Here is a 24,608-nt window from a genome sequence, read left to right as displayed (position 1 = left end):
TGCCTTAAAATGCTCCAGTCAGACAAGGTAAATCTGACGCAGCCGGTTTACCAGCGAATCTGTTCATACAGTTGCAGTAAACGTTGCCCACGGTTCGGGTTGAGTTGCTGCACATACGCGACACGCCCGCGCAGATGACTGGCAAAATCCGGATGATTTTCGCGGTTCTGAGTGGCGGGACCCTGTCGAATGCAGTTTGTGAGAATCGCTTTCAACAGATCAAATTCTTTGCGCGGCACATTCGGATGCTCGTTAACGACGACGCCGGTTACTTTCTGCTGCTGATTATCTCGCAGTACGCGGCGTTTCATCTGGTTCACCTGAAATCGTTCTGATTTGATGATCTGATTGACCAGGGGAAGGAACACGCGCAGGGATCGCAGAAACTGTTCCGATCCTGAAAAGGTCAGATCGTCTGCATAACGTGTGTAGTCGGCATCGAAGGCGCGCGCCAAACCGGAGAGCCGAACGTCCAGCGAGTAGGCAGACAGGTTTGCCAGGGCCGGCGAAGTCGGCGCACCTTGAGGCAGATGACGCGACAGGTAAGGAATCAAAGGACGCAGGCTGCCATCCGGGAAGGGCAGGCTCATCGGGATTACTGAAGTTGTTAACCGCGCCAGATACAGTGATGCTTCGCGGCAGTAACCCAGGTTGCGAAAGATGGCAACGACGCGGGAAAATTTGACGCTGGTATAAAAATTTTCCAGATCGAATTTCACAACGACTCGTTTGCCCGTGTGGGGGGCCGCGTTCGTTACAGAAGACCGGCCCTGCACGAATCCATGCGCTGCAGAATGTAGCGGGATCTGGTTTAAGATCTCCTGCAGGATCTGCTGCTGCGCCATTTTTAAAAACGGTCGCGGCGATTCGATCAGGCGAAACCCGGAGCGTTTGGGTTTCCAGTGATAAATATAATGTGATTCCTGTTCTTCGTCAGGTCGATCAAACTGGGTGAAGCGATGCGTGAGCCAGGCCAGTTTACCCAGGGGAATATTCAGCCACTCTGCCAGTTCGACCGGCGTAGAGAACTGAGGCAGTTCGTTGCGCGCCAGTTTTTCCGCATCCCCGTCTCTGGTCATGTCGAAATAATGACCGGTACGCGCTCCGTAGCGCGCCAGTTCATAAGGGGGGGAAGACACTTCTTCGATATTCTCGACCCGGCTCGCATGACGGCTGCTGTAGCGTAACGGTTCCAGCTTTGTTTTGGTTCGGGGCTGGCGCGGACTGGACTCTTCCGGAACGGGGGTTGATTCGACTGGCGAGACAGACTGGCTCTGGCTCGGTGGAGAACCGAAAAAGATCCGTCGTAAGAAATCAAATAAACCCATTGAGAAAACCTGCAGTCATTCCGTTTCGATTTGAAGGCATCAGCAATGCCTAAAAAAATGGCCAGCGGGCCGCACAACCGATCCTGTGACGAAGTGTTGCTACGATAAGCGTCTATCGTAGCGACACTTCAAGTGTCGTCGTATGGTCAATCCTTCTCCCGCGGGGTATCCCCGCAGAACTCTGAGTCATCAGTCAAGATTCAGTCAGAGTCAGAACTTGTGCGACCCACTGCCCATTCTGTCTGCAAATCGTAGCCTTTTCGTGAGATGCGTCAATGTTAAGTCTTGTGAATCTGGCCAATGCCTCTATTTTCCATCAGGATAAAAGTTTAGTAAACTGAAAGGACCAGTCGTGCAGTACCCAGCGCTGAAACTCAGGATCTGAACTGCAATTGCTTCGATTGACAGACCCGGCTACAGTGCGATCATTCATGGGAGCACATTCTCGCACGATAACAGAAAACTGGTGCAATCCTGCTGCTGAAGAGCATGATCTGCGTCAGAAACAGATAGATATACAAACAGAAAGTTGAGCAGATGCTGGGAAATGTCTCTCCCACCGAATTTGATTTGCGTTTTTCCCTGTTTGGCATACCGGTGCGCGTTCATCCTCTGTTCTGGGTGATGGCGGCGTTCATGGGCTGGTATCCCGATGATCCAAAAATCACGATTATCTGGATTGCCTGCGTTTTCGTCTCGATCCTGATGCACGAACTGGGGCATGCTGTCATGGCCAAATATTTTGGCTGGCCCCCCGAGATTGTGCTGTATCACTTTGGAGGGCTGGCGATTTATCAGCCTTATTCCGGGCTGACCACACAACGTTCGATCATTATTTCCGCGGCAGGACCCATGGCTGGATTCGGGCTGTATGGGGCCGTGCTGTTTTTCAGATATATCACAGTCGGATATGGTGTCTGGGACGGGTTCAGTGAACAGGCTCGATTTTATATCGGCATGGCTATTCACGACCTGTTGTTCATCAACCTGATCTGGGGTTTAATCAACCTCGCACCGGTGCTGCCGCTGGATGGGGGGCATATCTGTGAAGATATCTGTAAATCAGTGAAACGTTCGCGCGGCGATGTACTGGCGATGCAGATCTCGATGGTTGTGGCCGGCGGCCTGGCTGCTTATTTCTTCACACACCATCAGCGCTATGCAGGAATCATGTTCGCACTGTTCGCGTTCTTCAACTTCCAGGCGTACCAGCAGCGCAACAATATCTGGTAAGATGCGATGTCGTTAACCGAAACCGGGCTTAAAAGCCCAGTCCGTCACCGTTCAGTTCTGCTGTTTTCACGGTACCATCAGTGATATTGAACATGCCGGGATAAGAGCGTTTCCACTTCTTGTTCGGGCCGGGACAGTACTGACGACCATTGCCTTCAATCGCAGCAATCGTGGGAATACGTGCCGCCAGACTGGCTGAATGCAGGAATGAATAACCGCAGCAGGTCAGGTCCTGCACGCAGAGGAACATATCAAACTTCTGGGCAGCGGCCCCCAGGAACAATGATTCTGTCTGTCCCTTGCAGGCTTTCAATGCCACGCCTGAATAACCCAGGTCGCGACTCAGCAGCAGCGATTCATAATCGACCAGTGATTCGTCGATCACCACCGGTTTGATTTTGGCTGCTTCGTGCATTTTGTTTTCGGGGTTGGCTTTCAGATCGCGGTTGGTAGGCTGTTCGATGTATTGCACGCGATCGAAGGCAGCCGGTGTCTGCTCGCGAATTTTGTTGAGGAATTCGAGTACGTAATCCACGTTCTCACATTTCTCATTGAAATCGAGCGAGTAAACCCACGAATCCTGTCCGCGTTCTCCCTGTGCTTTGACGGCTTCGTTTTCGACAGCGATGACGCGGCTGATATCCCAGTCCAGGTTATCGCCGGAGAGTTTAATTTTCAGATGCGTCAGGCCGTCAGCTTTAATCCATTCCCCCAGCGTTTCAGGCAGACCGTCGTTGACACGTTCGGTGATGTCCGCTTCTGTAATCGGGTCTAAGGCACCAACCAGGTGGTACAGCGGCAGGGTCGGCTTGGGATCGCGCAGTGTGTACTGATCCAGGTATTCCCCTGTGAATTGATCGTCGAGATACTCGGCCAGATCGTGGCTCATGTATTCTGCAGAGAGACCGTTGTAGCTGTTGATATGGTTCGCGCGACCAAAGCCGTCATGGATCGCCGCATCCAGTGGGCTCGATGCGACCAGCTGTGCCAGTTCAGGAATTTCTTCCGCCAGACCGAGTCGCTTGGAAAGCTTCTTCGCCATGAAATGGTATTCGGCCGAGATGTGATACATCAGGTCGATCGGGTGTGCGACTTCCGGGCAGATATTCGCGATCTCAACCGCTTCTTCCAGAAACTCGATCATCGCTTTCAGCGACTCTTCGGGACTGACGGTTGCGGATGGCCAGGCCCAGATGTTACCTGCCGGCATACTGCCGATTCCGATACCCTGTTTTCCATTGCGCGTTTCAACGATGACTTCCACATTCAACAGAACACTGCTGTCCATGACCCGGCCACCAAATTTGAGTGGGGTCCGGAAGGGGACTTCTTCAGTTGAAAATTTTGCCTCAACAATTTTGATATCTGTTGACTTGGGCATCGGTCCGAAATTATTCCTTCATGTTGCGTGAAAACCAGACGAAATCTTCGTCTGTGAATTATATGTCGTCCTCGGGAACGTCAGTTCTAAACTGGATTTTATAACCATTCAGTTCAATCTTCAAGAAACGAACGTCATACATTCCTGCTTGAGAAAAAACCTGAAAAAAACAGTTTTTCCGATTCCTTTCGAGGCCAGAGCATGTTACAGACTTCCTGCCTGTTCAGATCCCTGGTCAGCTCTGGCTGAATCTGCCGTTGACAGTTGAGAATTTGATCTGCCAGTGAAGTCAGGCAGCTTTCATGGTCAGAGCCTGTCCCAAAAAGTGTGCAGACAGGAGTCCCGGCCGGAATGATAGCTCCCGGATCAGGGATATCCGCGAAAGCGGGAATCTGCCAGGCTTGCTGTGCGTTAAAAGATTCGAAGTCCAGTTCAGGGGCAGCCAGATCCGTTGATGCATAGAAAATTCCCTTGGAAACAGGTGATAAATGCTGTTTCTTTCTGATTTCCAATAATCGGATCAGTTCCTCGACGGAGTATTCTGCAGCAATTGGCGACTCCTCCCGGGAGCGACAGGCGGCAAAATGCCACCGCAGCAGAGGCAACTGAAGTAGCTGCTCAAACAGTTCAGTCAAAGCAGTGTAACGGGGATTTACTTCGGTCAGCCAGAATCCCGGTTGCTGGTCCGGATTCCAGATCAGATCGCAGCCAAACAGCCCTCTGAGCTGACATTCGCGCGCGACATTTTGTCCCAGTTTCTCCAGGATATCACGCCATTCCGCTGGGACCGGGGACAATGTCATTCCACCACAAAACTGAAACCCGTCAGCCTGCAGGGCCGGGTTTCCAATAAATTGCACCGCAGTACCCACCAGCACGCAACCGTCTCGATCAGCAAGAAACAGGGCAGACAGAGGGATTCCAGGCTGATACTGCTGCAGGTAATAGAGCGCAGAGTCGGCTGGATTGATTGCGTGTTCCCCTGCAAAACGGATTCCCTGACCGGCGGCACTCAACCGGGGTTTAGACAGCCAGAGTTCCTGAGGGGAAGTCTGTGCAGCGGCAGGCAGACAGGGGGCGAGTGGGATTGGCTGACTGGCGAGCAGCTCCTGCAGAAAAAACGGATCGCGCACTTTTTCTAGCGATTCTCCTGCGTTTCCCAGCAGCGTATGACGTTGATTGATCTGTTGAATGAGTTCCGGTCGGTTTTCCAGTGCGCCGGTGTAGATCCAGTCTTGTGGTTCCTGTTTCAGAATCTCTTCCAGCCAGTGATTGCTGTCATCAATTTTAAAAATGACCTCTGTGACAGCGCGTAGATCCCGGTCTGCAAACTGATCTGCACAGACAGGCTGAAAGCCGGCACGGATGGCAGAACAGGCGGCTGCCCGCGTACTGGCGCCGACGATCAGTACAGAAGTTGTTGCGGGAAAATTCACTGTTTTTTTCTATGCATCTGAGAGAGTACCGATGGTGTAACACGACAATTTTATGAGGATTTAGAGTGATTACCAGCGGTTTACTGGCAATCCTCTTCTTAAATTGTTATTACTTGTTAGAGGCTACGAATGATCCAAGGTGAACCAGGCTTGAATAGTTTGTTTCGCCGTCCCTTCTGGACTGCGGTATTCGTGATCCGTTTTTAATTGTGCTAACAGCATAACTATGTGAACCTGATAAGAAATGGAGAACGAAGAATGTCAATGTTTGTCGGTGAGTCACTTGTGGGTGAAGGTAATGAAGTTGCTCATATCGATTTGTTGATTGGTGACAAATCCGGTCCTGTCGGTGCAGCTTTTGCAAACGCTCTGTCCAGCCAGAAAATGGGTCATAGTAACCTGCTGGCTGTCTTGTCACCAAACCTGGCAGTGAAGCCAGCTACCGTGATGGTCACCAAAGTCACCATCAAAGGTGCAAAACAGGCCGTGCAGATGTTCGGCCCCGCTCAATACGCCGTCGCGAAAGCCGTCGCTGACAGTGTTGAAGCCGGCGTGATTCCTAAGGATCAATGCGAAGATCTCGTTATTGTCTGTGGCGTCTTCATCCACTGGGAAGCGGACGACGATAAGAAAATCTTCGATTACAATTATGAAGCAACCAAAGAAGCAATCGCTCGTGCTATGAAGAACGAGCCTTCTGCTGATGAAATGATCGCCAAGAAGAGTGAAGCAACTCACCCCTTCTACGCTGGCTGAACCAGACAGTAGGGATGGCGAAATCGAATACATACCCCTGTTCTTCCGGAACAGGGGTATTTCTTTGGATCGTTTCTGATTTGATAGAGTGATTGAGATTTCACATGAAAAAAATACTGATTCAACTGGATACCGATGCGCACGCCAGCACATTTGACCGAGTCGTCGCCGTGGATGCCGGCGTTGATGAATTAATGAGCTACAGCGATGTTTCTCCCGTGAATGTGGAGCCGCTCGTGCATGGCGCAATATTTACCCGGGGCCCCAAAGAGTTAAACAATACGGCTCTTTTTGTGGGTGGCAGTGATGTACATTCCGGAGAAAATCTGTTTCAGAAAATCCAGGACACTTTTTTCGGTCCCATGCGGGTTTCCGTCATGATGGATTCGAACGGTTCCAACACAACCGCAGCCGCTGCGGTTCTTGCAGCAGGAAAACATCTCGACTTTTCCGAGACGACGGCTTTGGTGCTGGGAGGAACCGGTCCCGTTGGTTTAAGAGCCGCCCAACTGCTGGCAAAACGGGGCGCAAAGGTGATTGTTGCTTCTCGCTCCGTCGAACGCGCGCAGGCGAGCTGTGATGCGATCGCCCGGATTGTCGAAGGGGCACAGCTGACACCGCTGGCACTCAAAGATCACAAACAGATCGAAGCGGCGAACCACGATACCAGTCTCATCATTTCCGCCGGAGCCGCCGGAGTCAAACTGCTGCCTGCCGCCTGCTGGAAACCGATGAAACAGCTCAAGGTGGTCATCGACCTCAACGCGGTTCCCCCTGCGGGTATCGAAGAAGTCGATGTGATGGATAAAGCAACCGACCGGGACGGAATTCTCTGTTATGGAGCCATCGGTGTTGGCGGGACGAAAATGAAGATTCATAAAGCCGCCATCCAGAAGCTGTTTGCATCCAATGATCTGCTGCTCGATACGGAAGAAATCTATCAGATTGGTGTCGAACTACAGTCTTGATTCCTGGCAGCAAAATGCCTCGGAACGACAGGTTCCGGTTGCATTGACTCATCGAGAGCAGCTAGAATTGAGCTTCCGAATTAAATGTAATCCTGATGGAAACAGGTGTTTCTCCAGACGTTTTCTCCGATGGCCGCGAACCCAGATGAATCAAAATCTGAATGATGCCGAGATCATGAAACGCGTTTGTGCAGGCGATTTTCTCCTGTTCGACGCGCTGGTACTGCGCTACCGCGAACGACTTTTGAAATTTGCCTGGAGTAAATACGGTCGGCAGGTCGCCGCGGAAGATCTGGTACAGGAAGCGTTTCTCGCAGCTTTTGCTGCCAGGAATTCCTATAACCCGTCCTTTGCCTTTTCGACATGGCTCTGGACGATTTTTCTGAACCTGTGTCGCCGGCATTATAAACAACAGATACGTCAACCACGTGAAGTGGTGCGTTCTTCTTTCAGTACCTCCGAAGAGACGGTAATACCGGAACCCAGTTCCTCAGAAACTCCTCTGCAGGCGGTACTGAAAACAGAACAGTTTGAACTGCTGACGATGTATCTCGCAGAACTGCCTGAAGTTCAGGCCGATTCACTGCGGTTACGTTTTTTTGGCGGTATGAAATTTACGGAAATCGCGTTAACAATGGACTGCAGTTTATCGGCAGCAAAAATTCGTGTGAAAAACGGGCTGCTTCAACTGGCTCATCGTTTTTCTGAAGATACAGCTTCGGAAGGAGATGTCTCATGAACTGTGACGAAGCATTTGAACTGATCACCCATCCTACAGACCATCAGTGTGAAGAACTGCAATGGCATCTGCAGTTGTGTCCACGTTGTCGGCAGATGCAGGAAACACTGGCGCCTGCGCTCAGTTCGTTCCAGCAGATTCTGGACGAGTCTGCTGAGACAGATGAATTGACGGACCTCTACTCCGAGTTACAACAGCCCGCCGACCATAATGCGCTGCCCGCATTTCCCGCTGCAGGAAAACCATTTCTCTCAGCCGAAACGGTGCGGATGGCTGAACAGGCTGCCACACGACTGACCGCTGAAACAGGAGTCAACCGGAAGGCAGACAGGCCTGCTCCTCTCAAGTCGAATCACAAACGACTGATGAACGCCGCCCTGATTCTGATGGCCGGAATTCTGATGGGTTGGGGGATTTCGCTGGACGTTCCGGAAAAATCAATCACCGGCGCAGCTGGAGTACCGCAGGGAAAACAGTCCTGTCTCTGGATCGCGCAGCGGGACGAGAACGCCGGTGCTTCTACCCGGATGGAAAAATCGTCCGTCAACAGTGTGGTTCTGTCTTGTGTCGCCTGCCACCTGCAGTCGACGGCTGAATAATTTCGCCTGCAAACCACACAGCCATTCCTCCCGCATTGCCTGTAATTCTTACGTAAAACAACTCAAAAACCGTCCGGTTTTGTAAGACTTACAAGCTGCAATCTTCTGCAGAGTGTTTTTTTCAAACGATCTCAGTAATTCTGAATGTCAATGAAAAACTCATCTTGCGGCTGTTTTGCTTTTCCGTTATTTCTACGCAACCCACAATTAACCTGAGGGCAACTATCCTGTCTGACACTCCCTTTTCTCAAATCCTCTCTGAGATCACAGGGCTTGAAACAACGTGAATTCCATCCTGTCACATTTGAGTGAACCTCATATCTTTTCTCGTAAATATTACAATTGGATTCGACATGATAAGAGGTGTCTTGTCTGACACCAGATGCGGAAACGCATTTCGATTGGCTTTATGCCTGATCCTGGTACAGCTTACATTGTTCGGAGACTGTATCAACGGAATAATTCCGTTGATCAATACAGCCTGCGCTCAGGAACCAGCTAAGAAATCGTTCTCTTTAAATGATCCGATTTTTGATATCCAGGTAGAAGGCAATCACTCGATTCCCGCTCTGGCAATTTTACAGAAAACAAAAATTCAACGCGGTCGACCTGCCACCCGTGATCAGGTTCTGGAAGATGTTCGACTGCTGTTTGCCACCCGCTGGTTCTCCAGTGTGCAACCCGTTTATCGAAATACAGAGCAGGGGCTGGTACTGGTTTTCAAAGTGAAAGAACGACCAATTGTAGAAAAGGTCGAATTTCGTGGTAATAAAAAAGTGAAGACCAAACGACTGGAAGCAACCACTGGTTTGAAAGTCGGTTCCCCTTTTGATGTCTCTGCCAATCAGGAATCCGTACAGCGCATTAAACAGCTGTATGTCGAACGTGGTTACCGCTTTGCCGAAATCAGTCTGCTGAAAGGGGGCGACCCCGAGGACCGTCAGGTCATCTTTGAAATCAAAGAAGGCCCTAAGGTCATCGTCACAGGTATCAAGTTCAGCGGTAACAAATTCGTCAGCGACGGCGTCTTGAAAACAAAGCTTCTTACCAAAAAAGCACCATTGGGTATGGGGGTTTTCGGGGGTAAATTTGATCCTTCTACCGTGGAAGACGATCTGGTTGCTCTTAAACAGTATTACAACAGCCTGGGTTTCTTCGATGTGAAAATCGACGAGAAGATCGGTTTCAATAAAGAACGTTCTCACGTTCAGATTGAATATACCGTCAACGAAGGAAAACGCTACAAGATCCGGGACATCCTGATCGAAGGGAACCGCATCTTTTCGGAAGATGAAATCCGCGATAACATCAAACTGGCTTCCGGCGAGTATTTTAACAGCCGCACGCTCTCGAAGGATGTGGATCAACTGACGGTCAAATATGGCGAACTCGGACACCTGTTTGCCAAAGTGAATCCCGTTCCCCGTTTTCTGGAAGCACCGGGTGAAGTCGATCTCGTTTATCAGATCAGCGAAGACAAACCCTATCGCATCCGCAAAATTACACCGCATATCTCCGGGGACAACCCTCGAACCAAAAGTTCTGTCTTAACCAATCCCCTGATGGTTGCGCCCGGCGATCTGGCGAATCAACGACTGATCACCAAGAGTAAACGGCGCATTGAAGGTAACAAAGTCTTCCAGACCGGACCACAGAATGGACCTCGCATTAATGTGACCCGCGTTGATCCCCAGCGCGAACTGGCCGAGGTCCGACGGGACGATGTCGTACGTGGTCAGAATTATGAACTCGATCAGAAGCTTGATCAGGGAGTGATTTATGATGACGGCATCATTCATGAACAGCAGCGAACCCAGGAAGTGTTCCGTGGTCAGAATTACGACAACGGTATTCCCGAACCTTTGAATCCGTTGTTCGGTAACAGTCCTCTGGGGGATCCCATGGGAACCGAGTTTCCACAACAGCAGCCGGGCTGGGTCGATCTGGATGTGTACGCTTCAGAAAGTCGTACCGGCCGTCTGATGTTCGGCGTTGGTGTAAACAGTGACGCAGGGGTCGTCGGTTCGATCGTACTGCAGGAAGAAAACTTCGATATCCTGAGACCACCACGCAGCATGGAAGACATTCTGGATGGTACCGCCTGGCGCGGTGGCGGACAGCGTTTCCGTGCAGAAGCCGTTCCCGGTGATCAGGTCAGCCGATATCTGGTGAACTGGACCGATCCTTATTTCCTGGATACGAATTTCAGCCTGGGCGTCAGTGGATTTTACTTTACCCGGTTCTATACAGACTGGGATGAAGAGCGTGTTGGTATGCGACTCAATCTGGGGCGACAGTTGACACAGGAATGGTCGGTGAACGGTCAATTCCGACTGGAAAATGTTGACCTCAGAAATCCCCGCCAGCCGACGCCGCCCATCGTGCAAGAATCTGTGGGCAACAATCTGCTCAACACATTCCGCCTGTCAGCCACACATGATACACGCGATGCAGCATTCCTGCCTGCTGAAGGACATATCCTGGAATTTGCTGCCGAGCAGGCTGTGGGTGATTTCGATTACAGCCGCCTGGAAACGAACGCCAGTCAGTACTTTACCATCTACAAACGACCTGATGGTGGCGGACGTCACATTCTTTCATTGAGTGCCTCACTGGGCTGGACGGATACCGATACCCCTGTCTTCGAACGATACTATGCCGGTGGTTTCCAGACCTTCCGCGGTTTCGAATTCCGTGGTGTGACACCCCGCCAGTACGGCGTCGCCATCGGTGGTCGCTGGAGCTTCCTGGGTAGTGCTCAGTACATGGTGCCGATTACGGCCGACGAAATGATTCAGATGGTCTTCTTCAGTGACTTCGGTACCGTGGAAGAAGATGTCTCTCTAGACCAGTTCCGTGTCTCCGTCGGTGCCGGTCTGCGATTGACGGTGCCTGCTATGGGACCTGTTCCTGTTGCACTCGACTTCTCTGTGCCACTGGCGAAAGAAACATTCGACCAGACACAGGTCTTCAGTTTCTATGTCGGCTTCACCCGCTAACGGTTTGAAACACCTGCTGTCGAGTTGATCTGCTGTCGGGTTCCACTTTCAGAGCCGGCACTGGTTCCAAAGTCTCAGACTCTCGCTTATGATACAAGCTTGATGGACCACCGGTTATTTGGAATTCGAAATACTTCAGGAAGCGGCAGGCATGATTCTGGAAGGAATTGTCACCAGTCAAAATGAACTGGGAGAACTGAATATCGCTCCCATGGGCCCCCAGGTCGATCAGGGAATGACCCAGCTCGTATTGCGCCCTTTTCAGACCTCGCGCACCTTCAGCAATCTGAAGGAAACCCGGTGTGGCATTTTTCACGTGGTCGACGATGTCTTGCTGCTGGCAAAAACCGCAATCGGTACACTGCAGGAAATTCCGGAAACCTTTCCCGCGGAGAAAGTCTCCGGTCGCGTGCTGGCTTCGGCCTGTCGCTGGTATGAATTTCAGGTTGAATCCATTGATGAGTCAGAAGCCCGCACGGTCATGCAGGCAAACGTAATCCATCAGGGGCGTATACGCGATTATTTCGGTTTGAATCGCGCGAAGCATGCAGTCCTGGAAGCAGCCATTCTTGCTACCCGTACACATCTGATTGCACAGGGGGAACTGCTGGCACAATATCAGGCGCTGGCTGAAATTGTCAGAAAAACAGCGGGACCAGATGAACAGACGGCGTTCCGTTTACTGGAAGAATTCATTTCAAAAGCGTATGCTGAAACGCAGTCATGAAACCACTGTTTTTTAATCGAACTCACTCAGTCTGAAACTGAATCTGTCATGTCGCGTGAAGTGAACATCACGACGGGAAGTCGTCTGCATTGGGGGTTACTCTCCCTCGCTCCTCAAGTGGGACGCGAGTTTGGCGGCATTGGTCTGATGATCCAGGAGCCGCAACTGAAACTCTCGGTCACAGAATCAACTGGCAGTTCAGACAGTGTAAAGGGCAGCCCTGGTAGTAACGAAAAAATCAGCGAAGCACTTGCTGCGATCCGCAGGGAGTGTCCCGATCTGTATCAGGATCGGTTCTATGAACTGGAACTGCAATCGGAAATCCCCCAGCACTGCGGGTTCGGTTCCGGGACACAGTTGAGTCTGGCTGTCGCGCAGGCACTGGCATCGTTGTCTGAAGAACCTGCATTGACCGCTGTAGAACTGGCACAGCGGGTTCAGCGCGGTGCCCGCTCGGCTCTGGGCATTCATGGATTTACAACAGGTGGCTTCCTGATTGAAGGAGGCAAGCAGTCTGCAGATGAGATCAGTCCGCTGGTGGTCCGCTCTGATTTCCCTGAAGACTGGCAGATCCTCCTGGTGACTCCCGAAAATCGTGCGGGAATCTCAGGTTACATTGAAGCCGATGCCATGCAGCAGCTGGGCCCCATGCCCACAGCGACCACCGAAAAACTCTGCCGCCTGGCGCTGATGCGGCTGGCACCCGCTGTCCAGACCCATGATTTCGAAGAATTTACAGCGGGTCTGACCGAATTCGGGCACGTGGTTGGCGAATTTTTTCGACCCGCCCAGGGGGGAATCTTCGCGGATCCCCAGATGGCGGAACTGGAACAGAGACTGATTTCCCGGGGAATTCGGGGAATCGCACAAACTTCGTGGGGGCCGACCCTGTCCATCATCTGTCAGGATGTCGAAATGGTGACAAGTCTAATCACAGAATACGGTTACAGTGAATTCTGTGAATTGAGAACAGTCCATCCCCTGAACGAAGGGGCGCAAATTCAGATCAACCAGATCCGCTAAACTTTGCCTTTTGTAGCGGAAGTTCCAGAATCAGGTTGAATTCCGGAGAGGAATTCTACGACTATAGGGGAAGGCTGTTATAATATGGTGACCCCGATTAAGTCGAAACACACTGAAAAGAAGTGAGTAATATACACTATGAGTTCCAGGCAAAATCAATCGGAAGTTTCACGACGTGATTTCCTGCGTGTGGGCAGTTTGAGTTTCGTCGGGCTGTCGATCGCAGAACGTGCCGCGCTGGCGGCCACGCAGCGGGACCGCTCTCATAAAAACTGTATTTTCATCATGATGACCGGCGGCGCGAGCCAGCTGGAAACCTTCGATCCCAAGCCGGAGGCACCCTCAGAATTCAGAGGGCCACTCAAAGCAATCTCCACCACCATTCCCGGCGTCTATCTGAGTGAAGCGTTTCCCCAGTTGGCGCAGCGAACGGGGCAGTTTTCCCTCGTCCGTTCTCTGTACCACGATGCCGCACCGATTCACGAAACCGGCCATCAACTGCTCATGACCGGACGATTGTCACGGGGCGCATTGAATTATCCCTGCTTTGGTTCCGTCATCGCGCGTCAGTGGGGACCTCGTGGCGATGCCCCACCGTTTGTCGTGTTACCCCGCCAGGTCACTTCCCTCGGAGTGAATACCTATCGCGGACAGCAGGCATCGTTCCTGGGAGCAGAATTCGAACCCGCCACGGCAGTCGGATCATCTTCGGCTGAATTTGAAATCGAAATTACCGGAGAGTCCAAGGCGATTCAACAGCAGTATGGTAAACATCGCTTTGGTCAACTGTTACTGCAGGCACGTCAGCTGGTGGAACGGGGAACGCGGTGTGTGGTCGTCAATCTGTTTGATGATCTGCATCAGCAGTTAACATGGGACTGCCACGGGACCGGTGCAGGGACTTCCGGTAAAGTCTACGAGTATCGGGATTCACTGGGCCCCGCGTTTGACAAAGCTCTCTCGACGTTACTCGACGATCTTTCGACGCGAGGCTTACTCGATGATACGCTGGTCATCGCGACAGGAGAATTCGGTCGTACGCCTCAGGTGAATGCCCACGGCGGCCGCGATCACTGGCCGCACGTCTGGTCTGCACTCGTTGCCGGCGGCGGAACTCCCGGCGGCCAGGTGATTGGTGCCAGCGATGCCCGGGCCAGTGCACCTGTCGAACGTCCAGTACATGCTTCTGAGTTGACCGCGACGGTTTACCATCATCTGGGATTAAATCCGGGCAGCTGTCTGGCACGATCGGAACAGGACGAAATCAGACTCGTTGATGCTTCTCCCGTGGGCGAATTGATCAGCGGCTGATCTGCAATGATGCTGAACTCAAACCTCACGCGATTTCTGATCCGGGGGGACAGTCTTCGGACAGTACGCGTTCAACATCCTCGCGGGGGCACTGAAAACAGTTGCTGATTTCCTGAGCTGAAAAACCGGCCTGGCTGAGATAAACCATCATCAATCGCTTTTCCGCACTGGCAGAAAGGGGCTGCGATTTTTCATAAACGAGGATATCGGGCCCCGCTTCCTGACTCGGGTCCTTCTGCTTCTGTTGTGTCAGCGCCAGCTGCTGGCGCAGCCGGTTGATTTCCTGATCGGCTTCCCGCAGCAGTTCATCGAGAACACGCAGGCGGTCGTCGCTCCGTGATTCTACTTCTCGGCCATATTCATACAGCTTGATTTCCAGCTGATTGAGGCGGTTGAACTGGCTCTGTTCCAGGCTGGAAAGCTCCTGTTGCGCTTCGTCCAGCGGGTTGCGGCTTCTCACCTGATGCTGATAGCGAAAGTTTTTTCGCAGCATCCAGGCAACCGTTAAGAGTAACACTCCCGTCAGTATCAGATTGGGATCGCTCAAATTGAACATGATTGGTCAGTCATCCTTTACTACCAGACAAATTTGAACTGCGGCTCTCTTTTTTTAACGCTCGCTGGATCTTCCTGATCCTTTTACGCGCGCCTACCCGTGATCGTGATCGTGATCGTGATCGTGATCGTGATCGTGATCGTGGTCGTGGTCGTGGTCGTGGTCGTGGTCGTGGTCGTGGTCGTGGTCGTGGTCGTGGTCGTGGTCGTGGTCGTGGTCGTGGGGAACATTTGCTGCGGGTAAAGCAGGACTCATTTGTGTTCCATCAAACAGATAAGCTGCTTCTGCTGCCCGGTAAATGGTTCTCAACGAGACCTGTTTTTCAGCCGCCAGTTGAGCACATGCTTCATATTCCGGCGTGAAGACGGATTGATGGCTCGGAGTCAGTGACAGTTTGCCGGCGACTTCTCCCCAGGTTGTTTTGACGGTGTGTGGCTGTCGAGGGCGAATGGTGCGCTGCAGCACATGCCGCCTGATTCCCAGGGTTTCGGTTTCCTGAAACAGGATCGCTTCCAGACGTTCGACGTCCGCGGGTTGACAGATCACGCTCAACATGACAGCCGGGCGATCTTTTTTCATGTGAATCGCAGCCGTATAAACATCCAGGGCGCCGGCTTCCATCAGTTTCTGTTTGGTATAGCCGATGACTTCCGGAGTGATGTCATCCAGATTGGTTTCCAGCAGTGTGACGTAATCGGTATTGCTGGAATGCGACAGTTCACCGACAAAAATCCGCAGCAGATTTGCCCGTTCGGGGAAATTCTTCGTGCCGGCCCCATAACCGATTCCTTCAATTGTCATCGCAGGCAGCATCGAAAAACGATCGACGAGTGTTGAGATGATGGCAGCGCCTGTCGGAGTTGTCAGTTCTGCCTGAATCGGAATGTCAGCCAGGGGAATCCCTTTCAGAATTTCGGCCGTCCCCGGTGCAGGGACCGTACAGATCCCGTGATCAATTTTGATCTGACCATAGCCGGTAGGCACCGGACTGGAAATGATCTGTTCTACTCCCAGTAGGTCAAAGCCGATGGCGACGCCGACAATGTCCACGATGGAATCGATGGCTCCCACTTCGTGAAAGTGGACTTTGTCGATAGTGGACCCGTGGACTTTGGCTTCCGCAGCAGCAATTGCGGAGAACAGCGCCAGCGACAGTTCATACTGCCGGGCAGTCAGGCGGTCTGACTGTTTGAGGATCTTGATAATATCACTTAGATGGCGGTGTGCGTGCTGCTCGGGATGTTCGATTTTGACGGAAGTCGCATGGAATCCTCCCTTCACGGTTGAAGAGAAAGTGAGTTTCACACCAGGCAGACCGAGTGAGTCGATGCCGGCACAAATCTGATCGGCGTCCACTCCGGCGTCCACGAGAGCCGCCAGAGTCATATCACCACTAATTCCAGTTGAACAATCTAAGTAAGCAATCCGCACAGTCAGGTATCCAGAGGGGTTAAGGTCGAGGGAAGCAGGCAAAAATCAGAAGCGAATTTTAAAGATAACCAGCGGGTTCACCAAGGTCAATTCGTGGCAGCCCTCGATTCATGGAATGGAGTAACCCGTTTGTTGACAGGGAGATACTTAGAGACGGCACTGAACAGGAACACCGGGTTTCGTTGGTATTTGCAGGAAAGTTTTCTGAAACAGCTGTGAATCAGCACATTCCCTCTAATGAAAGGCTGAGACCTTATCGCTGGTAGATAGGCAGATATTGGTATTCCACCGCCAGAGCAAGGACTGCCAGGGAGGTCGCATACACTTTTCCTGCCTGCTTTTCACTCCCCTTGGTGGCGAGCCAGCTGCCGTCATGTTTCTGAGTTTCCAGCAGTTGCGGAACAATCGTGTCCCGTGTTTTACGCCAGTACTCGCCTCCCATCTGAAACATTCCGACGCTGCAGTAGTAGGCACCGTAAAAGTAATAGAATTCATCCGGATGCAATGGTTTCTGCATCAGGTAATCGCTGGCTTCCAGTGCATCCCGGGTGTGATGTTGACCGCAGATTTCCAGAGCTAAAATTCCGGTGCCTGTACGCGTTGCACTGGGAGCGCCACCCGGTTGATAAGCAAAACCCACGTTATTGCGTCCACGACAGTTGCGGACATAAGCGACGGCTTTGTCGATGTGATCTTTGGAAATATCACAGCCAATATTCTTGGCAGCCCGTAAAGCCAGTAACTGCCAGCCGGTCACGCTGAGATCACTGTCGGTACTGGTCTGTGTGTAGCGCCAGCCTCCCGCGTTCCGTTTGTCTTTGTTGACGTTCTGAGCAGAGACGATCAGTTTTATGGCGCGTTCCAGCACTTCTCTGCATTTTTTCTCGCGCTCGCCTTTCAGCATCCCGGCGACTTCTGCCAGCATCAGCGTACTGATACCGTGGCTGTACATCGGCCCGTGGCTTTTATGATGAACCACCAGACCATTATCTGCCTGATGATCCAGAACCCAGTCAATTCCTTTGTTGATCTGGTCCCCGTACGGTCCTTCTTCGGGAACATAACCGGCGGCCATGAATGCCATAATCGCCAGCGAAGTGGCAGCCGTCGATTCGCCGTAGGAATTAAACGACCACGCGCCGGAAGGCTGTTGTGAGTTAGACAGAAACTGAACCGCCCGCTGAATACTGGCATCCAGCTGTTTCTTCTGTGCGTCCAGTTCCTGAGCCTGACTGATGTTGGCAGGCAGTAACAGGGAAATGACGAGTATCAGCGGGAGTGACCAGCGAATCATAAATGAATCCAGAAGATTTGATCAGAGTAACCGGTTCAGTTACTCTCAGGTTTTGATTTGGAAATCGCTTCAAAATAATGTTTGATCAGCCGGGCATATTCGGGATCGGTACGGGTGCGCGAGCCTTGCAGGATTTCGGTATTCAACTGCCCGGGAAGTTCACCCCAGTTTTGATCCGACATCGCCTGCAGTTTAATCTTCAGTTCAGAGAAGTCCACGCTGGTCTGTGCACCGCCGCCTTCACTTTCGCCTTGCCCTTTGCCTTGCGCCATATTTTTTGAAGCGGTCTGTGACTGTTGTCCTTTGCCCGGATCGGAACCCTGCTGTGCTTTTGATTTCAGTTCGGTTGCCGCCTGAGACAATGATTCCGCGGCCCGCTTCAGCGACTCGGCTGCTTCCCGAGACTTCGACGGCTTGCCCTGCTGCTGGGAATCGCCCTGCTGACTGTTCGCGTTTTCCGCCATCTGTTCCTGTGATTGCGATTTGTCTCCCGCTTCAGAATTCGCCTGTGCTTTGGCATCTCCCGATTCGGTCGCTTTCTCTTTCTGATCAGCAGGACTGGACTGTTGAGAATTTTCTTTCGCATCGCCGGGTGAGGACTGCTGCTGTTGTGCCATCTTCTGGTCTGACTGGTCTTTGAATTCCGGACTCTGTTCCAGCTGCTTCTGAGCTTCACGCAGTTGTTGAGCGGCATCAGTTACCTGGTTCCCCACTTTTTCGGGGACGGGAGATTCCTTGGCTTTCTGCCTGCTGGCCTGCTGTGCCTGTCGGGCTGCTTCCTGAAGTGCCTGGGCTGCCTGTTGCGCCTGCTCTGCTGCCTGTGCCAGATTTTCTTCCTGCAGACCTGCGACTGCTTTTTCCATGGCCTGGCCGGCGGTCTCAGTTTTCTGGCGAGTCCGGTCCGCCTGCTGGCTCTCTTTTTTCAAGCCAATCGGGTCGGTCTCCAGCTTACGCGAGGTCTCAGACAGTTCCTGTGATAATGCCTGGGTCTGTTGGGCGAGCGCCTGTTGTGTATTCTGCAAGGCTTCCTGTCGCTTCGATTCGGAAGCAGAAGCCTGTTCCATTTTTTCCGCCTGGGACTGCTGCAGGTTTGCCATGAGTTCCGCCTGCTCCAGAAAAGGATCCCGCTCGGTATTTTCCGGATTTTGGTCTTTGTGGGCCTGCATGATTTCATCAGCCACTTTTGACGCCCGATTTGCTGCCTGGCTGGCTTCATGCAGTCGACCTGCATCGGCTGCCTGTTTCGCTTTGATGGATTCTTCAGCGAGTTCAGTGGCTTTGCGGGTCGGTTCAGAATCAGGACCGAACTGCTGGGCGGTTTCCAAAACAAAATTGGTCGCCGCTTCTGCCAGCATCTGCTGCTGCCTTTGCAGATCAAGCACGGAATCCTCTTTCACAGGCTCCGCTTTTGCCCGGGAAGGCTCATTGCTCATATTGCGTTCGGCCGTTTGCATAGCGGTCGTGGGCTTACCATCGGCGGCTACCCCGGCGGCATTCTGGGTAGACTCTGCAGTGGCAGGCGCCGCTTGTCCGGCGGAGGCTGTTGCTGGTGCAGCATTATTGCCAGCAGGTTGATTTTCTCCCTGCACGGTCGCGGGGGGATTGGCTTCCGCCGGTTGTTCTGCTGGCTGGGGGACCGTGGGTCTTGGTGCGGCTACGGGAGCCTGTTCCTGGATGGCTTCCGCCAGTTGAGTTTGCGGTTCCACCAGTTGTGAAGTCTGTCGGACCAGTGAATCCAGTTGTTTCATCTGATAGTTACGGGCGGCATCCACGAGTTCAGGACGACGTTCCAGCAGTTGATCCAGGTCTTTCGCCAGGCGGCTCTGGCGATGTTTCAGTTCCGCCTGCAGATTGGCCAGTTCTTTTTCCATCTCGGGGGAACGCTGTTGATGAGCTTCCTCTTTTTTGCGATCCATTTCCGATTTTTCAGTCGCCTGTTGTGTGCCGTCTTTGTTTTCCTGTGACTGTGGCTTCGTCGATTCCAGTTTGTCGTTGAAGGCCAGCAGATCTTCGGCCAGATGATTGGTTTCATCCGCCAGTCGATTCAGATTTAACAGATCATTTTCCAGTTCGACGAGTTTATCATACTGACGGGCCAGCTGATCGAGCTTCTGTTCGGTCCCCTGCATGGCTTTGGGGACCGGCTTCAGTTCGTTTTGGGCCTGTTTGATATCTTCGGCGTCTGCGGTTGATTTCAGCGTGTCATGATTTTTCACGAAGTCAGTTCGCGCCACTTCCTGTGTCTGCGCTGCCAGTTTCTGATACAGGGGAAGCTGTAGAAATTCGTTGGCAAGGTTTTCCAGCTTTTGAGCCAGCTTGCGTTCCTGATTACTCAATTCCTGCAGTTGTTCCTGATCGGCCGCTTTCAGAGCTTCTTTTTCTTTGGCTTTTTTCAGCTCTGCAATTTTCTGGTCGACCTGATTTTTGTGTTCTTTGTATTCCTGTTGAATTTTCTGCAGCTCATCCCGCAGTTTTTCCTGACGAGAGACAACGCCCGCGGAGAGCTGCTGGTCTGCATTCTGATCAATTCCAAAAACGCGTGGAGTGGTCCAGACGATATTGGGTTCCGGAATTTCCCGATTGTCAGCTGCCCGCACACGATAGGTATAGATATCGCCCTGTTGTGCACGCAGCCCTTCCAGATCGATTTCAAACTCGTATTCAATTGCAGGCTTACCCAGCAGTTGTGCGGGAACCTTGACCACAGTGGCTTTCTCGTCCAGTTTCTGGACATGGATTTCCAGTTCAGCGACCGAAAAGTCATCCAGTACTTTTACAGGTACCTTTAATCCGTCCGTAGGTTTAATGAATTCCGCCTGATTGTAGAGGGAAAGTTCAATTTCAGGAGCCCGGTCTGGAATGACCTTCACCAGATGCTCTGAGGTCTGAGTCGTCAGTTTCCCCTCCAGACTTTCCAGTTTGAGGTGATACAGAAAGCTGTTTTTGTGAACCGGAAGCGAGAGTTCTGCAGATAACTGGTCTTCGCTGATGGAAAACGCTTTCTGTTCCACGGGGTGCCGCTCTTCTGTGCCCGATGCGTAGCTCTGTTGTTCAAGAGTGACAGCAGTGACAGGACGGTCAAATTTCAATTTGAAATCCAGGCGGCTCTGTTCGATGACGCGGAGCTCGCTGGGGAGGACGGTCAGTTGCTCTGTTAGTTTCTGAGTGTAGCCGGGAGAATTGACTGTCAGCAGCGTTTCGGTAATCGAAGGCGGTTCCGCAATTTCAATCGTATATTGCTTTGAGCGACTGCGATCGGATGAAATCGTGTACTGGAATCCGCTGAGAAGACGCGGAAACTGCGTCAGATAAAAACCGGTTTCCTGATCCAGATCCATGCGGCGTGCGTTTGATTTGCCGGCGCTGTCTTTCCATTCGATCCAGACCTCATTGATCTGTCCTGGTTTTTTGGTATGCCAGTGAGGTTCCGCTACAATTTTCAGATCGGTTCCGCGAGCGATGGTTTCATCACCGGGCTGGACTTCGAAATAAAGAGAACTCACTGTCGCGAAGTTCCCCCACGGGATCACGCTCCGCGAGAGCAGCAGTCGGTATGCGTCGGGCCAGAACAGCAGGGGCGTAATAAAAATCAGAATGGCGATGCCGGCACTCATGATAAATCGCATGGCGCGATCCGAAGGAACCGAATCGGTGATATTAAATGTGGTCAGAGAGGCGATGGTCTCACGTGCCAGTCGTTCCCGCATCATGACGGAACTGGTTTCATTCTGGGCGGTAGCCAGTTCCAGAACTGAGGTCAGTCGTTCATTCAGCGAGGATTGTGACTCTTCCACAATCGCGGCCAGTTCGACCGGGGTGCGTTTTTGCATGACCCGCCGCAGGATTCCAAACCAGAGACATCCCGTCAGCACAGCCAGTGAGATTGAACTCATGATAATGCGGGCAGTGGAGTCGAGCGAAAAGACAAAGTCGATACTGATCTGCAGCGTAATCAGACAGACCAGTACAAGGATCACCAGACCCAGTCCGCGTAACAGCGCCAGGGAGCGAATCCGGCGATCAAGCTGGTTCAATTGCCGTTTCAATTCGTTCACAAATTGATCTAACTGACCATCCATAGCTTATCTCAGCAGGAAGTGATTGAGGAATCTGTTTCAGCGAGCACACTTTGTTTTGCAGGCACCCGGGTCAAGAGCCTTCATAGCGCAGACCTCGCCCCCTGATATTGTAACAAGATCCAGGTTGAAATAGGGATAAAAAAACGGATTCAGAGCCAAAAACCTGGCAGCTGGTTCAAGGTAATCCGTTCAATTTACGGATAGCCCATTCTACTGTGAGGATACCCATGATCAGAATCAGGAAAAACCAGTGGTCCCAGACCGAAATTTCATCCTGTTTTGTCGTTTCCTGCTTGAGAGAAGGGAGTAATTCCATGAGTTCGTTGATTGTCTGCGGCGTCAGCAGCTTACCCCCGCTCGATTCTGCCATTTCTGTCAGCAGTTGCGGATTCGAGGTCAGATTGCCCAGTTCAATCGTTTTGACGCCATGAACAAACAGCGGGGTCGTGATTTCTTTTTCGCCCGCGATGGGGGGCGTCGTCTGCAGTTTCAACAGGTATTCCCCTTCGGACAGGGCAGGCAGATTGGCTTCCTGCAGCAGGGGCTGATTTTTTTGATTGAGCAGTTCCAGTGAGGCAATCACCTTTTCTGGTTCCGATGCTCTCACAATCGAGACCGTCGATTTGACTTCCGGGAACTGATCTCGGTATTCCTGGGTCCAGCGGGCGCTGGCTGTGGTGATTTCACCCGCATCAATGTCCGTTTTGGTTAAGCTGAATTTGACGAATTCGTTTCCAGCGGCTGCTTTATTCTTCGCCGCCCAGCGGGCCAGTTGTCCCCAGAAACGGTGGTGGTAGCGATCACCCACGCGAAACCGCCAGCGCCAGGTGCTGTCGATTCCAATCCAGACGACCTGTCCGGCACCATATTGACGATGGATGATGACGCCGTCCGTTTTTTCATTGGGGGGGGCATTGAACGGGGAGATCCCATACGCGAGCACGGTTGCCCCCGGTTTCAGTTCGCCTTGCAGAAACCAGAGATGTCCCGGCAGTTCCTGCCAGATATCGCGGTTGATTTCCGCATTGGCATCAAACTGCAGCAGCGGTTCCGCTTCCCCTTCCGGCGTCAGTCGCAGCCGCATGCCCCGTTCGCCGGGAGGAACTTTGAAATTCGCCTGGTTCCAGTCAATGACTTTAGGAGATTTCAAAGGCAGCAGTTCGTTCAACGTGGGAGAACGATGTCCCAGAGGCATGTATTTTTTTCCTGCCAGCAGAACCAGGGTCCCCCCCTGATCGCCGACAAACGTCTGGATATGCTTCCAGTTTTCTTCTTCCAGATGCTCCGGCGAGACATCTCCGATGATAATCAGATCCTGATCGGCAAACGGATGAGGTTTCGAGCCCGGATCCTCATTCGGTTTTGCCACCGGCACATTAATTTTGAGTTGATTGGGAAAAAACGGTTGCGGCAGCAATCCCATGTAAGGCTGTTCGAACAGAACCTGTTCCAAGGCGATCCGTTTATCACGCTCCAGTGCATGATGCAGAAATCGATATTCCCAGCGCGCGGTTTCTTCGACCAGCAGTACGTGTGATTTATCGTCCACGATGTTAATGGCAAACTTTTTGTCGTTATTGTCGTCACGCGTTTCGCCTGGCAGGACTTCGGTTTCCAGTGTGAATTCCTGCCGACCCAGCTTGTCCGAATCCAGTTCAAATTCCAGCAGCTTGCTGATTCCCTGAGACGTAAAACGCTTTATCGCCAGTTCCTGGTCACCCTGTTTCAGGATCACACTGATTTCCTGGCCTTCATACCCATTGGTTCCAATACGGGCCTTCAGCAGGGGGCGGTCATCCTTGAATGCCGTCTGCGGGTAATCCAGGTTAGCAATGGAAATGTCTTTCGGCTCGTGATCGGTGCCCACTACCACCGGATAAATGGGGACTTTCATCTGCCCCAGCTGTGCGGCCATGGTGACGGGATTCAACTGGCTGTTATCTCGCCCGTCCGTCAACAGGATGTAGCCTGCGATCGGTGCCTCTCCGGTTTCTGCTCCGCTGCCTGTGTTTTTCAATGCCTGTGTCAGATTGGAAAGTTCCATATGTACTTTATCGGGAACTTCTTTCAACGACTTCTCCAGTGTGGTCTGATCTGTAGTGACAGCATCGCCGGCAAACAGGACCACATCGACCTGTCCCCGTTCCTGAAGTTTTTCCAGGATCGGATTAGCCGGATTTAACAGCAGTTTTTGCGCAATTTCCTTGCGCGACATCTGATCAATGTCGGCAAAAATCGCTGTCAGATTCTCTTTCCGGCTGGCCGCCAGTTCTTCCCGTTTTTGCGGGTTGGCCGTTTCATCTTCATCCACCCACGGCGGTTCCTGGTCGGCTGCATAAGCAGCTTCCCAGCGATCCAGACGGCTGTTGACCTGATCATTGCCAATCATTTTCAACGCGCGTGCCAGTCTCAGTTTTTCCAGATCGCTGGCGTGACGATCCTGGGTATTCATACTGTCTGACACATCTACGGCGACAATCAACCGGCCGGTTTTATTCACATTGAATGACCAGGTCAGCACCGGTTCCAGAAAGGTGAGCAGGATCAGAATCAGAGCGGCAATGCGCAGCGAGATAAGTACGTTACCAATCGAGGATGAGACCAGGCGACGTTCATAACGGAACAGCATGACGATGGAGACGAGCGCCGCCACGACGGCACAGACGCTGAAAATCGTCCATCCGCTCCATTCGAAGCCGTTAAACTGAAAGTGCCTTTCAATCATTTCAATCCGTCATCTCTGTATAA

17 protein-coding genes are annotated in these 24,608 nt (G+C 52.1%); 9 read left to right on the top strand and 8 right to left on the bottom strand.

From position 1 onward, the window contains the following. Nucleotides 1-47: 47 nt before the first annotated feature. Nucleotides 48-1,328: a reverse transcriptase family protein gene (locus ACN0YN_RS08190; RefSeq protein ID WP_417384518.1), complete on the bottom strand. Its 1,281-nt coding sequence runs from the start codon at nt 1,326-1,328 to the stop codon at nt 48-50. A gap of 537 nt (nt 1,329-1,865) precedes the next feature. Between ACN0YN_RS08190 and ACN0YN_RS08185 the strand changes: the two genes are divergently transcribed. Continuing rightward, complete coding sequence (locus tag ACN0YN_RS08185) at nt 1,866-2,561, top strand: site-2 protease family protein (RefSeq protein ID WP_417384517.1); 696 nt, start codon at nt 1,866-1,868, stop codon at nt 2,559-2,561. A 28-nt stretch (nt 2,562-2,589) separates the two neighbouring features. Here the strand turns inward: ACN0YN_RS08185 and ACN0YN_RS08180 are convergent, their stop codons facing one another. Beyond that, complete coding sequence (locus ACN0YN_RS08180) at nt 2,590-3,942, bottom strand: enolase C-terminal domain-like protein (protein ID WP_417384516.1); 1,353 nt, start codon at nt 3,940-3,942, stop codon at nt 2,590-2,592. Between the two features lie 134 nt (nt 3,943-4,076). Then, nucleotides 4,077-5,378 carry an ATP-grasp domain-containing protein gene (locus tag ACN0YN_RS08175; RefSeq protein WP_417384515.1) on the bottom strand — a complete coding sequence of 434 codons (1,302 nt, stop codon included), beginning with the start codon at nt 5,376-5,378 and terminating at the stop codon, nt 4,077-4,079. 258 nt (nt 5,379-5,636) lie between these two features. Here ACN0YN_RS08175 and fae point away from each other — a divergent pair, with 258 nt between their 5' ends. The 8 genes from fae to ACN0YN_RS08135 all read left to right on the top strand — a co-directional run bounded on the left by fae (nt 5,637) and on the right by ACN0YN_RS08135 (nt 14,500). Continuing rightward, the gene (gene fae / locus ACN0YN_RS08170) at nt 5,637-6,134 is read left to right on the top strand and encodes a formaldehyde-activating enzyme (protein ID WP_417384514.1); all 498 of its coding nucleotides are present in this window, start codon (nt 5,637-5,639) and stop codon (nt 6,132-6,134) included. 104 nt (nt 6,135-6,238) lie between these two features. Continuing rightward, nucleotides 6,239-7,102, top strand: coding sequence for an NADP-dependent methylenetetrahydromethanopterin/methylenetetrahydrofolate dehydrogenase (locus ACN0YN_RS08165; protein ID WP_417384513.1), 864 nt, complete (start codon nt 6,239-6,241; stop codon nt 7,100-7,102). Nucleotides 7,103-7,247: 145 nt separating this feature from the next. Continuing rightward, a complete protein-coding gene (locus ACN0YN_RS08160; RefSeq protein ID WP_417384512.1) occupies nt 7,248-7,841 on the top strand; it encodes an RNA polymerase sigma factor in 594 nt (197 codons plus the stop codon). Then, the gene (locus tag ACN0YN_RS08155) at nt 7,838-8,440 is read left to right on the top strand and encodes a hypothetical protein (protein WP_417384511.1); all 603 of its coding nucleotides are present in this window, start codon (nt 7,838-7,840) and stop codon (nt 8,438-8,440) included. The genes ACN0YN_RS08160 and ACN0YN_RS08155 overlap by 4 nt, the downstream gene beginning before the upstream one ends. Before the next feature lie 467 nt (nt 8,441-8,907). Next, nucleotides 8,908-11,439 (top strand): BamA/OMP85 family outer membrane protein, encoded by a 2,532-nt coding sequence (locus tag ACN0YN_RS08150; protein WP_417384510.1) that lies wholly within the window; start codon nt 8,908-8,910, stop codon nt 11,437-11,439. Between the two features lie 151 nt (nt 11,440-11,590). Then, nucleotides 11,591-12,166 (top strand): DUF447 domain-containing protein, encoded by a 576-nt coding sequence (locus ACN0YN_RS08145; protein ID WP_417384509.1) that lies wholly within the window; start codon nt 11,591-11,593, stop codon nt 12,164-12,166. Nucleotides 12,167-12,214: 48 nt separating this feature from the next. Further along, nucleotides 12,215-13,189, top strand: coding sequence for a beta-ribofuranosylaminobenzene 5'-phosphate synthase family protein (locus ACN0YN_RS08140; RefSeq protein WP_417384508.1), 975 nt, complete (start codon nt 12,215-12,217; stop codon nt 13,187-13,189). 138 nt (nt 13,190-13,327) lie between these two features. Then, nucleotides 13,328-14,500 carry a DUF1501 domain-containing protein gene (locus ACN0YN_RS08135; RefSeq protein WP_417384507.1) on the top strand — a complete coding sequence of 391 codons (1,173 nt, stop codon included), beginning with the start codon at nt 13,328-13,330 and terminating at the stop codon, nt 14,498-14,500. A gap of 25 nt (nt 14,501-14,525) precedes the next feature. On the opposite strand, the gene ACN0YN_RS08130 is transcribed toward ACN0YN_RS08135, so the two are convergent. From ACN0YN_RS08130 to ACN0YN_RS08110, 5 genes are all read right to left on the bottom strand, one after another. Next, nucleotides 14,526-15,056, bottom strand: a complete 531-nt coding sequence (locus tag ACN0YN_RS08130; protein ID WP_417384506.1) for a hypothetical protein — start codon at nt 15,054-15,056, stop codon at nt 14,526-14,528. Between the two features lie 93 nt (nt 15,057-15,149). Further along, nucleotides 15,150-16,487 (bottom strand): nickel pincer cofactor biosynthesis protein LarC, encoded by a 1,338-nt coding sequence (gene larC / locus ACN0YN_RS08125; RefSeq protein WP_417384505.1) that lies wholly within the window; start codon nt 16,485-16,487, stop codon nt 15,150-15,152. 253 nt (nt 16,488-16,740) lie between these two features. After that, entirely contained in the window at nt 16,741-17,781 is a 1,041-nt protein-coding gene (locus ACN0YN_RS08120; RefSeq protein ID WP_417384504.1) for a prenyltransferase/squalene oxidase repeat-containing protein, read from the bottom strand. A 35-nt stretch (nt 17,782-17,816) separates the two neighbouring features. After that, nucleotides 17,817-21,860, bottom strand: coding sequence for a hypothetical protein (locus ACN0YN_RS08115; protein ID WP_417384503.1), 4,044 nt, complete (start codon nt 21,858-21,860; stop codon nt 17,817-17,819). A 175-nt stretch (nt 21,861-22,035) separates the two neighbouring features. After that, on the bottom strand, nt 22,036-24,585 hold the full coding sequence (locus ACN0YN_RS08110; protein ID WP_417384502.1) for a hypothetical protein: 2,550 nt from the start codon (nt 24,583-24,585) through the stop codon (nt 22,036-22,038). Between the last annotated feature and the right edge of the window lie 23 nt (nt 24,586-24,608).

Source organism: Gimesia sp., assembly GCF_048260065.1.
Lineage (GTDB): Bacteria > Planctomycetota > Planctomycetia > Planctomycetales > Planctomycetaceae > Gimesia.
The sequence above is the reverse complement of the archived record's forward strand: the minus strand, read 5'-3'. Positions and strand labels throughout refer to the sequence as shown.